The 12908-nt window shown below is 64.3% G+C and carries 9 protein-coding genes and 1 pseudogene; 7 read left to right on the forward strand and 3 right to left on the reverse strand.

Annotated elements, in window-relative coordinates; translation table 11 throughout:
• The first annotated feature begins 93 nt into the window (after positions 1 to 93).
• A complete protein-coding gene (locus BLM15_RS04415) occupies positions 94 to 1104 on the forward strand; it encodes a 1-aminocyclopropane-1-carboxylate deaminase (protein WP_126110722.1) in 1011 nt (336 codons plus the stop codon).
• A gap of 5 nt (positions 1105 to 1109) precedes the next feature.
• Positions 1110 to 1400 carry a hypothetical protein gene (locus tag BLM15_RS04420; protein ID WP_126110724.1) on the forward strand — a complete coding sequence of 97 codons (291 nt, stop codon included), beginning with the start codon at positions 1110 to 1112 and terminating at the stop codon, positions 1398 to 1400.
• Positions 1401 to 1419: 19 nt separating this feature from the next.
• On the opposite strand, the gene BLM15_RS04425 is transcribed toward BLM15_RS04420, so the two are convergent.
• Positions 1420 to 3231 carry a monovalent cation:proton antiporter-2 (CPA2) family protein gene (locus tag BLM15_RS04425; protein WP_126110726.1) on the reverse strand — a complete coding sequence of 604 codons (1812 nt, stop codon included), beginning with the start codon at positions 3229 to 3231 and terminating at the stop codon, positions 1420 to 1422.
• Positions 3232 to 3443: 212 nt separating this feature from the next.
• On the opposite strand from BLM15_RS04425, the gene gnd reads away from it, so the two are divergent.
• The 4 genes from gnd to BLM15_RS04445 all read left to right on the forward strand — a co-directional run bounded on the left by gnd (position 3444) and on the right by BLM15_RS04445 (position 11150).
• Positions 3444 to 4430 carry a phosphogluconate dehydrogenase (NAD(+)-dependent, decarboxylating) gene (gnd, locus tag BLM15_RS04430; protein WP_126110728.1) on the forward strand — a complete coding sequence of 329 codons (987 nt, stop codon included), beginning with the start codon at positions 3444 to 3446 and terminating at the stop codon, positions 4428 to 4430.
• A gap of 6 nt (positions 4431 to 4436) precedes the next feature.
• Positions 4437 to 4964: a gluconokinase gene (locus BLM15_RS04435; RefSeq protein WP_236846547.1), complete on the forward strand. Its 528-nt coding sequence runs from the start codon at positions 4437 to 4439 to the stop codon at positions 4962 to 4964.
• A 110-nt stretch (positions 4965 to 5074) separates the two neighbouring features.
• Positions 5075 to 6604: a UxaA family hydrolase gene (locus BLM15_RS04440; RefSeq protein WP_126110730.1), complete on the forward strand. Its 1530-nt coding sequence runs from the start codon at positions 5075 to 5077 to the stop codon at positions 6602 to 6604.
• A 751-nt stretch (positions 6605 to 7355) separates the two neighbouring features.
• A complete protein-coding gene (locus BLM15_RS04445) occupies positions 7356 to 11150 on the forward strand; it encodes a beta strand repeat-containing protein (protein ID WP_126110732.1) in 3795 nt (1264 codons plus the stop codon).
• Between the two features lie 293 nt (positions 11151 to 11443).
• Here the strand turns inward: BLM15_RS04445 and BLM15_RS31765 are convergent.
• Positions 11444 to 11563, reverse strand: a pseudogene (locus BLM15_RS31765) (ClpX C4-type zinc finger protein); the annotation flags it as partial.
• A 178-nt stretch (positions 11564 to 11741) separates the two neighbouring features.
• Positions 11742 to 12251, reverse strand: a complete 510-nt coding sequence (locus BLM15_RS04455) for a MarR family winged helix-turn-helix transcriptional regulator (RefSeq protein WP_236846549.1) — start codon at positions 12249 to 12251, stop codon at positions 11742 to 11744.
• An 87-nt stretch (positions 12252 to 12338) separates the two neighbouring features.
• Between BLM15_RS04455 and BLM15_RS31770 the strand changes: the two genes are divergently transcribed.
• Positions 12339 to 12857: an alpha/beta fold hydrolase gene (locus BLM15_RS31770; RefSeq protein ID WP_236846556.1), complete on the forward strand. Its 519-nt coding sequence runs from the start codon at positions 12339 to 12341 to the stop codon at positions 12855 to 12857.
• The last annotated feature ends 51 nt before the right edge of the window (positions 12858 to 12908 follow it).

Here is a 12908-nt window from a genome sequence, read left to right on the forward strand (position 1 = left end):
GGAAGCGGAAGAAAAAACCAAGTCGAAGTTCGGGAGCACCTTTCAACGGCATTTTGCTAGCGTTCGCGGGTCATTTCGTGAGGAAAATCCGCCATGCTCGCCAAGTTCGAACGCTATCCGCTGACCTTCGGGCCGTCGCCGATCGAGAAGCTGCCGCGCCTCTCCGCGCATCTCGGCGGCTCTGTCGAGCTCTATGCCAAGCGCGAGGATTGCAATTCCGGTCTCGCCTTCGGCGGCAATAAATTGCGCAAGCTCGAATACATCGTCCCGGACGCGATCGCGTCCGGCGCCGACACGCTGGTCTCGATCGGTGGCGTGCAGTCGAACCATACCCGCATGGTCGCAGCGACCGCGGCCAAGATCGGCATGAAGTGCCGGCTGGTGCAGGAAAGCTGGGTGCCGCATGAGGACGCGGTCTACGACCGGGTCGGCAATATCCTGCTGTCGCGGGTGATGGGCGCCCATGTCGAGCTGGTCGACGAGGGCTTCGACATCGGCATCCGGGCGAGCTGGGAAAACGCGCTGGCAGATGTGAAGGCGAAGGGCGGCAAGCCCTATGCGATCCCGGCCGGCGCTTCCGTGCACAAATTCGGCGGGCTCGGCTATGTCGGCTTCGCCGAGGAGGTGAGGGCGCAGGAGGAAGAGCTCGGCTTCAAGTTCGACTACATCGTCGTCTGCACCGTCACCGGCTCGACCCATGCCGGCATGGTGGTCGGCTTTGCCAAGGACGGCCGCCAACGCAACGTCATTGGCATCGACGCCTCCTTCACGCCGGCGCAGACCCGGGCGCAGGTGCTCGACATCGCCCAGAAGACCTCCGATCTCGTCGGCGGCAAGGCGATCACGGCGGACGACATCGTGCTCAACGAGGATTACGCCTATCCGGTCTATGGCGTGCCGTCGCAGGAGACGATCGAGGCGATCCGCCTGTCGGCCCGGCTCGAGGGCATGATGACCGACCCCGTCTATGAGGGGAAATCGATGCAGGGCATGATCGACCTGGTGAAGAAGGGCTTCTTCCCGGCCGGCTCGAAGGTGCTCTACGCCCATCTCGGCGGCGTGCCGGCGATCAACGGCTACAGCTACACCTTCCGCAATGGTTGAGCGCCATGGAAGCGCTCGTCCTTTGTGAGATCGCGGCGGGTCGCGAGGATCTGCGCGAAGCCTTGCTCGCGCGCATCGGTCGGCTCGGCCTTCACGGGCGGGCGAAGCTGAATTTCGTCGCCCGTGATCGGGACCTCGGCGATGGCGTGATCCTGGCGGTCGCTTTCCCGAGGCAGGCCGAGGCGGAGCGCTTTGTCGTCGAGGCGATTGGCGACGGGCTCGGCCCGACTGCTCTCAGGCTGCTTACGCTCGAAGCCGTCTGGCAGGCCGAGCCGCTGCCGCTGATGTTCCCCTGAGACGGCTCGGCGCCGAGCCTTACGGCTTGGCGCCGACCGCATCCGGCAGGTCGCCAATGACCGTGCCCGCTGCCTTTGGCTTGGTGAGCGGGGCGGGGGTCGGCTGGTTGCCGTGGACCAGGTCCTGGCCGGCATAGATGTCGCTCGCGACCTGGAGGTCGAGGCGCTCGGCATCGCGACGGCGGACATCCTCGACGATCTCCGCGGCTTCCTCTTCCGGCACGCCGAGCGCACGCAGGACCTCGCCGCCGAAGACCATGGCGGATTCGAAGGTCTCGCGGATCTGGTAGTCGACGCCGGCACGGATCAGGTCCATCGAATGGCCGCGGTCGAAGGCGCGCACGAACAGCTTCGCATGCGGGAACTCGGCCTGCGCGACCCGCACGATCGCGTTGGCCGTCTCGCGCTTCTCGACGCAGACCAGGATCGCCTCGGCCTGATGGGCACCCGAGGCGTGCAGGATGTCGGCGCGGGTGCCGTCGCCGTAATAGACCTTGAAGCCGAAGGTCGCCGCGGCCTGGATCATCTCCACATCGGTCTCGATCAGCGAGATGCTGCAGCCGCGGGCGAGCAAGGCCTGGCTCGCGACCTGACCGAAACGGCCGAAGCCGACGACGAGGATGCGTCCCTTGAGGCCCTCGGCATGCTCGATGCCATCCAGAGATTCTCGCTCAGCCGGCATGAAGCGGTCGATGGCGAGCACGACCAGCGGGGTGATCGCCATCGACAGGATGACGATGGCGCTGGCGATCGCGTTGATCCGCGCGTCGAAAATGCCAGCCGCTGCCGCGGCGCTGTAGAGTACGAAGGCGAACTCACCGCCCTGCGAGAACAGCGCGACGCGGGTGATCGCATTGCGCGTGCGGGTGCGGAACAGCTTGGCGACGATGAAGATGCCGGCCGCCTTGACCAGCATGAAGGCGGCGACGCCGAGGGCGACGGCCTGCCATTCCTGTCCGATCAGCTTGAGATCGAGCGACATGCCGACGGCGAGGAAGAACATGCCGAGCAGCAGGCCGCGGAACGGCTCGATATCGGCCTCGAGCTGATGGCGGAAAGTCGATTCCGAGAGCAGCACGCCGGCAAGGAAGGCGCCCATCGCCATCGAGAGACCACCGAGCTGCATCGCCAGGGCCGAGCCGAGCACGACGAGCAGCGCGGCGCCGGTCATGACTTCGCGGGCCTGGGCGTTGGCGAGCAGCCGGAACATCGGGTTGAGCAGCCATTTGCCGGCGACGACGAGGCCGACGAGCGAGCCGGCGCCGATCAGCAGGGGCATGAGGCCGCCACTCTCGGCAGCCTTCGTCGGAGCCAGCACGGCGACGACCGCGAGCAGCGGCACGATGGCGAGGTCTTCGAGCAGGAGGATCGAGACCGCCTGCTGGCCCTGCGGCGTCGAGGCCTCGCCGCGCTCGTTCAGCATCTGCATCACGACGGCAGTGGAGGACAAAACGAAACCCATGCCGGCGATGAAGGCGGCGGCGGGGCTGAGGCCGGCGAGAATGCCGACGCCGGTCAGCAGCGCGCCGCAGAGCCCGACCTGGGCGACACCGAGGCCGAAGATCTCGCCGCGCAGGTTCCAGAGCCGCGAGGGCTGCATCTCCAGCCCGATGATGAACAGGAACATGACGACGCCGAACTCGGCGACGTGGAGCACGCTCTCGGGATTGGAGAACAGGCCGATGCCGGAGGGGCCGATGACGAGGCCGCCGGCGAAATAGCCGAGCACCGAGCCGAGCTTGAGCTTCCGGAAGATCGGCACCGCGATGACGCCAGCCCCGAGAAGGCCGACCGCCTGAACCAGATCCTGAGAGAAACCCTCCGCCGCCATAACGCTCCCTTTGCCTGCCTTCGCTGTGGATATCCGTGCCTCCGAAACAGAAGGCGTCGGGGCGGTTTAGGCAAGCTTTCGCTCGGCCGCCAGAGCGCCCGGACAACACGATGCAGCTAGCGTGCCGGCCGGCCAACGCTTGCCGGCCGGCTTTCATCGGGGCATTTAGCATCGCCAAAGCCGGCTTTCTGCCGGCAGCAGGAGCCTTCGCTATGCAGCTTGGAGTGGTCGGCCTCGGCCGCATGGGAGCCAATATCGTCCGGCGGCTGCACCGCGCCGGGCACAATTGCGTGGTCTATGACCGCGACCCTAAGCCGGGCGAGGCGCTGGCAAAGGACGGCGCCGTCAATGTCGGCGATCTCAAGGAGATGGTCGCCAAGTTGGAGGCGCCGCGCGCGATCTGGATCATGCTGCCGGCCGGCGAGATCACCGAGAAGACGCTCGTCGATCTCACGGCGATGATGGCGCCCGGCGACACGCTGATCGATGGCGGCAACGCCTTCTGGAAGGACGATGTCCGGCGCGGGCGCGAGCTCGAGGCCAAGGGCCTGCACTATCTCGACATCGGCACCTCAGGCGGCGTGCACGGGCTGGAGCGCGGCTATTGCCTGATGATCGGCGGCGACAAGGGCGTGTTCGATCGGCTCGAGCCGATCTTCCAGGCGCTGGCGCCGGGGAAGGGCGGGATCGAGCCGACCAGGCATCGCGAGGGGCGCAATCCAACGGCCGAGCAGGGCTATCTGCATTGCGGCCCGGCCGGCGCCGGCCATTTCGTCAAGATGATCCATAACGGCATTGAATACGGGATGATGCAGGCCTTCGCCGAGGGCTTCGACCTCCTGCGCAACGCCTCGGCCAAGGACGGTTTGCCCGAGGAATACGGCTTCAATTTCGATGTCGCCGAGATCGCCGAGGTCTGGCGACGCGGCTCGGTCGTGACCTCCTGGCTGCTCGACCTGACCGCCGAGGCGCTCGCGGCCGACGAAGAGCTCGGCGCCTATTCCGGCCATGTCTCGGATTCCGGCGAGGGCCGCTGGACGGTGCAGGCGGCGATCGAGACCGCGACTCCGGCCGAGGTGCTGACCTCCTCGCTCTACACCCGCTTCCGCTCGCGCAAGGACCACACCTTCGCCGAAAAAATCCTCTCCGCCATGCGCGCCGGCTTCGGTGGCCATGTCGAGCCGAAGAAGCAGGGCTGAGCGAGCATGACCTTTGCCAAGGACGCCGGGAAACCGGCGGTGATCGTCGTGATGGGCGTGGCGAGCTCGGGCAAGACCTCGCTCGGTGAACGGCTGGCCGAGCGGCTCGGCTGGCCATTTCGGGATGCCGACTCGTTCCACCCGCCTGTGAACGTCGCGAAGATGTCGAGCGGCATTCCGCTGACCGACGAGGATCGCAAGCCCTGGCTGGCTGCGATCGCGGCCTGGATCGACGCGCTTCGCAGCAGCGGCGGCAACGGCATCGTCACCTGCTCGGCGCTGAAGAAGGCGTATCGCGATGTGATCGTCGGGAAACGGCCTGATGTCGCGCTGGTCTATCTCCAGGGCTCGCGCGAGCTGATCGGCCAGCGCATGGCGGCGCGCCAGCACCATTTCATGCCGCCCGCGCTGCTCGACAGTCAGTTCGCCACGCTGGAGGAGCCGGGTCCGAACGAGAACCCGCTCGTCGTCCAGGTCGAAGCGAGCAAGGACGCGATCGTCGAGCAGGTCGTGCGCGAGCTGCGGCTCGGCTAGCCGTCCGGCGCCGGCTGCAAGCCCGCTCCCAGTTTCAACCGATTGAAAAAAGGTCGCAATCGGCGCATTGCTTGGGGGAGGCGGGGGAGCCGCCGTTCCAAGGTATCATCATGCTCGACAAAGCCGCCCCGCCGCGCACGCTGAAGCTCAATGCCGCCGACAATGTCGCGGTCGCCGTCGATCCGATCGATGTCGGTGTCAGCGCAGCCGGAGTCACTGCGCTGAAGCGCATCCCGCGCGGCCACAAGGTTGCGCTGACCCGGATCGCCAAGGACGAGCCGATCCGCAAGTTCGGCCAGATCATCGGCTTCGCCACGCTCGATATCCCGCCAGGCGAATGGGTGCACGAACACAATACCGGCTTCCACGCCTTCGAGCGCGACTATGCCTATGCCGCCGAAGCGAAGACGGAGTTCGTGCTGCCGGTCGAGCAGCAGGCGACCTTCGAGGGGTTTCGCCGCAAGGCCGGCAATGCTGGCACGCGCAACTATGTCGGCATCCTCACTTCAGTGAACTGCTCGGCTTCGGCCGCACGCTTCATGGCCGAGGAGGTCAAGCGCTCGGGCCTGCTCGCCGACTACCCCAATGTCGACGGCGTCATCGCCCTGACCCACGGCACCGGCTGCGGCATCGACTACAACGGCGAGAGCTTCGAAGTCCTGAAGCGCACGACCTGGGGCTATGCCTGCAACCCGAACATGGCGGCGGTGCTCGTCGTCGGACTCGGCTGCGAGGGCTTCCAGATCAAGCGGATGAAGGAAGCCTACGGCGTCGAGGAGAGCGACGTCTTCCGGACGCTGACCATCCAGGAAACCGGCGGCACCCGGAAGGCGGTCGCAGCCGGGATCGAGGCGCTGAAGGTGATGCTGCCGATCGCCAACCAGGCCAAGCGCGAGACCGTGCCGGCGTCCGAATTGATGCTCGCTTTGCAATGCGGTGGATCGGATGGTTATTCCGGCATCACCGCCAATCCGGCGCTGGGCAAGGCGGTCGACCTCCTGGTCGAGCATGGCGGCACCGCGATCCTCTCCGAGACGCCGGAGATCTACGGTGCCGAACACCTGCTCACCCGCCGCGCCGCCACCCGCGAGGTCGGCGAAAAACTCGTCGGCATCATCAAGTGGTGGGAGGACTATACGGCGCGAGCCCGGATGGACATGAACAATAACCCGTCGCCCGGCAACAAGGCCGGCGGGCTGACCACCATCCTGGAAAAGTCGCTCGGCGCGGCCGCCAAGGGCGGCACCAAGACGCTGGCCGCCGTCTACCACTATGCCGAGCCGGTCCGGAGCAAAGGCTTCGTCTATATGGACACGCCCGGCTACGACCCGGTTTCTGCCACGGGGCAGGTCGCCGGCGGCGCCAACATCCTCGCCTTCACCACCGGCCGCGGCTCGGCCTATGGCTGCAAGCCGACGCCCTCGGTCAAGCTTGCGACCAACACCCCGATGTATCTGAAGCAGACCGACGACATGGACCTCAATTGCGGCGATGTCCTCGACGGCGTGACGCTGGAGGAGAAGGGCAAGGAGATCTTCGACTATCTGCTGAAGATCGCCTCGGGCGAGAAATCGAAGTCCGAAGAGATGGGCTATGGCGATGCCGAGTTCGTGCCCTGGCAGATCGGTGCGACGATGTGAGAGGGCGGCTCGTCATAGATCGCACGTGCCGGGGTTACCCCGTCGGATTTAAGGTGTTTGTTGAGCACTAGAGTCGGGTTCAGATTTCGGATGGAAACGCAGAGCGTTTCCATCCGAGCATGATGTTGCCTGAAAGCCGGTTCCTACTATCCGCTAGCGCGAACCTTCGGTTCGGAGCCATATTCTAGCCTATAGCACCATCCGCCAACAGCGAACTCAAGTGTAGTCCAACCAAAAGACCCTGGATGCATGTGCCGGCGCATATCGGCCAGAGCACGGTGCGATCATGTCTGGCGTGTCATCCGGGTCACCTTCGCAAAAATTTTGAGATGGTGAATCCGGGCGATTTCCCCAGCGGCGCCGTCCAGGACAGATGCGCCGGCGACCTGGACGTCTCCCGCCATGCAAGGCCAGAACATAAGCGGCATTGCCCACATTTCTCGCGAATACTTCGGTTTTTAGTTCGCGTCGGCTGGCTGAATTCAAAGCGGGAGGAATGGGCGGTGGTGACGGAGCGAAGCAAGGCCAGGTAGCTTGCTTTCCATAGTATCCGGCTTAGCCAATTCAAAATTCCGCTTGCAGATTCTGTATAAGCAATATCGCTTGACGCCCAGAGCGTGATGCTCTCCTTATGATATTGGTTAAATTTCCCTAAAGGAATGAACAGAGGTCGATGACTGCGGTCATCTCTCCGTTGCATGTCCAACTGTCTGATGCCGCGATTCATTTTCATGCGTGAAAGGGACGTTCGATGCCTGTCTTCAATGGCACTGCAGGAGACGATACGCTAACCGGCAGCGGCAGCGACGACACCCTAAACGGTCTGGCGGGCAACGACATTCTGATTGGCGGGGGCGGCGCGGATATCCTTGACGGCGGATCTGGCTTCGATACCGCGAGCTATCAGAATGCGATAGCCGGGATTGTCGTGGATCTGACCACCCCGGGCAACAACACCGGCGAAGCCGCAGGTGACACCTATATCTCGATTGAGAACGTACGGGGCAGCGCCTTCAACGACACGTTGACGGGCAATGCCGGCGACAACGTGCTGCGCGGCGGCCTCGGGGCCGACTTGCTGAATGGCGGCGGCGGTTTCGATTTCGCCGATTATCGCAATTCCACGACGGGCATAACGGTCAGCCTGACCAATCCGGCTTCCAACACCGGCGAAGCTGCCGGGGATCTTTACGCCTCGATTGAAGGTCTGCGCGGTGGCGACTTCAATGACCTCCTGATTGGCGACGCAGGCGACAACTTTCTCCGCGGCGGACTTGGCGCCGATGCCTTGAACGGTGGCGGCGGCTTTGATTTTGCCGATTACACGAGCGCGACGGCAGGTGTCACCGTCAGCCTGACCGATCCTGCCATCAATACCGGCGAAGCTGCGGGCGACAGCTATTTCTCGATCGAAGGCGTGCGCGGGAGCGATTTCAACGACACGCTGATCGGCGATGCGAACCTGAATTTTCTGCGTGGTGGCCTCGGGGCAGATACGCTCAACGGCGCCGGCGGCTTCGACTACGCCGACTATCGCTACGCCATCGCAGGCATAACAGTCAGCCTGGCCAATGCCGCGATCAATACCGGCGAAGCTGCGGGCGACACCTTCATCTCGATCGAGGGTTTGCGCGGCAGCGATTTCGGCGACACGCTGACCGGTGACGGCAACGACAACTTCCTGCGCGGCGGTCTGGGGGCGGACGCGCTGAATGGCGGTGGCGGCTCCGACTATGCCGACTATTTCAATGCCACGACAGGCATAACGGCCAGCCTTGCCAACCCCAATGCCAATACCGGCGAGGCCGCGGGCGATACCTATGTCTCGATCGAAAACCTGGATGGCAGCGTTTTCAATGACACGCTGATTGGCGATGCCGGCGACAACGTCCTGCGCGGCGGTCTCGGAGCGGATTCGCTGGCTGGTGGCAACGGCGATGACTCTGCCGACTACTCCAATGCCGCGACAGGCCTAACCGCCAGCCTTGCCAACCCCAATGCCAATACCGGCGAGGCCGCAGGCGACACCTACAGTTCGATCGAAAATCTGCGCGGGAGCGATTTCAATGACACGCTGACGGGCGACGCTGGTGACAACGTTCTCAGGGGCGGTCTCGGATCGGATGCGCTGAACGGCGGCGACGGCTTCGACTTCGCCGACTATCGCAACGCCGCAGCGGGCGTAACTGTCAGCCTGACCAATCCTGCGATCAATACCGGCGAGGCCGCCGGCGATACCTATGTTTCGATCGAAGGCGTGCGCGGCAGCCAGTTCAACGACCTTCTGATCGGCGATGCCGGCGACAATTATCTGCGTGGCCGAAATGGCGCCGACGTGCTGAATGGCGCCGGCGGCTTTGACTACGCCGACTATTCGGGCGCGACGGCCGGTGTCGTAGCGAGCCTGACCAATCCTGCGCTCAATACCGGCGATGCTGCGGGCGACACCTATATCTCAATCGAAGGCCTGCGCGGCACCGATTTCAACGACACGCTGATCGGCGATGCGGGCGACAATTATCTGCGCGGTCGTCTGGGCGCGGATCTACTGAACGGTGCGGACGGCTTCGACTACGCCGATTATCGCAACGCGACGACAGGCATATTGGCCAGCCTGACCAATTCTGCGATCAATACCGGCGATGCTGCCGGCGACATCTATATCTCGATCGAAGGCCTGCGCGGCACCGACTTCAACGACACCCTGATCGGCGATGCCAACGACAATTTCCTTCGGGGCCGAGCTGGCGCTGACGTGTTGGATGGTGCTGGCGGCTTTGACTATGCCGACTACGTGAACGCGACGACTGCTGTCGTAGCGAGCCTCGCCAATCCCGGCATCAATACCGGCGATGCTGCCGGCGACACTTATGTCTCGATCGAAGGCCTGCGTGGCGGCGACTTCAACGACACGTTGACGGGCGACGCCGGCAGTAACTCTCTGCGCGGCGGTCTCGGCGCGGATGCGCTGAATGGTGGCGACGGCATCGACTATGCCGACTATCGCAACGCCTCCGCGGGCGTAACCGTCAGTCTCGCCAACCCGGGTGCGAATATCGGCGAGGCCGTGGGCGACACTTATGTTTCGATCGAAGGCCTGCGCGGCGGCGACTTCAACGACATTTTGACGGGCGACGCCGGTGACAATTTCCTGCGTGGCGGCCAGGGCGCGGACGTGCTCGACGGCGGCGGCGGGTTCGATCTTGCCGAATACACCAACGCTACGGCCGGCGTAACCGTCAGCCTGCTGACGCCTGCCGGCAACAGCGGGGAAGCCGCCGGCGACACTTTCACGTCTATCGAGGGCGTTCACGGTTCGGGGTTCGCCGACACGCTTTTGGGCGACGGCGCCGTCAATCAGCTCTTCGGGCTGAACGGCAACGACGTGCTCTACGGTTTTGGCGGCAATGATTCGATCAACGGAGGCGCTGGCGTCGACCTGCTAACCGGCGGCGCGGGCGCGGATGCACTGGTCGGCGGTGCTGATTTCGACTTCGCCCGCTATGATGACAGCTCGATCGGCGTCACGGTGCGGCTCGATCTCGGCACCGGCGTCGGCGGGGATGCGCAGGGCGACCAACTCGTCGGGATCGAGGCGCTCATAGGTTCGGCCTTCGCCGATCTTCTGATCGGCGACGCGGGCAGCAACGCACTACTCGGGCTTGGCGGAAACGACACGCTCTATGGCTTTGCCGGCAGCGACGAACTTTACGGCTTCGATGGCAGCGATATGTTGAGCGGAGGTGCAGCGGGCGACCGGCTGGATGGCGGCGAAGGCTACGATTTTGCGCGCTACGATGATGCCGCGGCAGCCGTGAGTGCAAACCTCGCCGACACCACGCTCAATGCGGGCGATGCGGCGGGGGACAGTTACTTCTCCATCGAGGCTCTCATAGGTTCGGCATTTGACGATAGGCTGACTGGCGACGCCAATGCGAACGCTTTGCTCGGCCTTGCCGGCAATGACGCTCTGGTCGGTCTGGCCGGGAATGATGAGATTTATGGGTTCGCGGGCAATGACGACCTCTATGGCGGCGCTGGCGCGGATCGACTCGACGGCGGAAACGATTTCGATGTGGCTCGGTACGACGATGCCGCCAGTGGCGTGACAGCACGGCTGTCCAATGCCGCCGCCAATGCAGGCGAGGCCGCGGGCGATAGCTATTTCTCGATCGAGGGTCTGGCCGGCTCGCATTTCGCCGATATCCTGATTGGCGATGCGTTCAACAACACGCTCTTCGGCAATGGCGGCGATGACGTCCTGTCCGGCTTTGGCGGTGCGGATGGACTAGTCGGAGGCCAGGGCAACGACACATTCGTCTTCCGGTTGCAGGATTTGTCTTCCGGCGCTTATGCGGTCATAGCCGATTTCAATGAAGTTCTGGGCGATTTCGATACGTTGTTCCTGCAAGGTTTCAGCAACGTCATCACGGCACAAGACGGCGCGGACGTGCTGGTCTCGACCTCGGAACTCGGCTTTGCCGGGGGTATCCGCATCAGCAACTTCACCGTTGGCCAGCTTTCGGACCAGTTTCTCTTCGGCTGAATGGGGCCTGTCACAAGCGCGCGAGGGCCTGCTCAGGCAGCGCGCTAGGAAAAACGATCCCAGGCCGCCTGGCGGGAGATGCCGAGCGCTTCTCCGATCGCGGCCCAGGAGATCTTGCGCCTGCGCAGGACGTCGACCGTCCGTCCCAGCCCGACGGCGGTGTGCTCGTAGAGCGCAGCCTCGACCTTGAGCCAGTGCAGAAGGCGCTCGGTCGGGAGCGTCTCGAGCTCTTGAATGCTCCGGATTTCCGTATCCGGCCGCGGCGCGTCGACCGGCAGCGCCATGAACGCGTTACATTTGGCGACGCATTCATTGCAGATGAAGACCGCCGGGCCGGCGACGAGCTTCTCGACGTCGTGCTGGTTCTTGCCGCAGAACGAGCAGTGCAGCAGCGGCTTCAAAGCCTTGCTCAGACGCTTTCGCCACTTGCCGGAGCCAGCATCGCCTAGAGCCTGATCCGACGTCGTCATGGCCATCTCTTGTCAAGGTGAGCTTGACAGGAAGTTCTCGCGCTCATCGCAACTTGTCAAGCACGACTTGACAGGCGCGGGGCGGCTGAGGCCAAGGCTGCTGAGTTGACGCTTCGGGGCTTCAGAGCTCGGAGGCAAAACCCCATTGCGGGACATGGGCGGCGAGCTTGTCGAGTAGCTGCCCGAGCTGGGCCCGCTCCTCGCCCGAGAGGCAATCGAGCATCGCCGCCTCCCTGGCCTGCAGCGCCGGGATATAACGTTCGTAGAGGGCGCGACCTTCCGGCGTCAGGAAGAGGAGTTGGCGGCGACTGTCGGCCTTATCGGGCTCGCGTCGGATCAGCGTCTTCTTCTCGAGCAGGATGACGGCGCGGCTGACGCTCGCTTTGAGATGGCCGGAGAACTCGCAGAACTCGCTTGCGCTGGCGCCGTCGCGCACGGTCAGGAAGATCAGGATGACGATCTCCGGCCGGGTCAGCCCGAACTCCATCTCGATCGCCCGGAAGGAGGGCTCGCGATAGAAGTTCAGGATGTAGCCGATCTTGTAGGCAGTCGGGATCGCGGTGCCATCGAGGATGGCGCGACGCTGCCCGGCGTCGAGTTCGCCGGTCTCGTCCTGCGGAATTAGTCTCACATTGGACTTTTTTGTTGCGCGCGCCATGAGCCGGTCCTAGCATCCCGGATAAGGAATGGCACGGTTTTGCCGTGCCGGGAGGAGGCGATGGACCAGGCTGGTGCCACAAGGCGGCAGGCGCTTTTGCGCGCGCCGGAGCGGCAATGCTTCTATTCGGGCACGGACGCCCATCCGATCTATGTCGACCGGCTCGGGGCGCCTCAGCCGGGGCGGTTGCCGATCGTCGTCGTCCATGGCGGCGGCCATACCGGTGCCTGCTATCTGACCACGCCCGATGGTCGGCCCGGCTGGGCGCCTTTCTTTGCCGCCTCCGGCCGCGAGGTCTTCGTGCCGGACTGGCCGGGGCATGGCCGCTCGCCGATGCGGCCGGATTTCGCGACTTTGTCGAGCGTCGAGATCGCGACCTCCCTGCAGTGTCTGCTCGAGGAGATCGGGCCGGCGGTGCTGCTCGTGCACTCCGCCAGCGGGCCGATGGCTTGGTGGATCGCCGAGCAGAGCCCAAAGGCTGTCGCAGCGATCGTCGGTATCGCGCCGGGCGGGCCGGCCAATCTCCTGCCGGTGCTGCCCGACGATGCCGAGGCGGTGGCCAAGCTCAAGGACGATTAGAGCCTGGGCTGCCCGGTCCGGGTCGAGGAAGACAAGCCGCTCTTCATCCCG

The sequence above is a fragment of the Bosea sp. Tri-49 genome, from assembly GCF_003952665.1.
GTDB lineage: Bacteria > Pseudomonadota > Alphaproteobacteria > Rhizobiales > Beijerinckiaceae > Allobosea.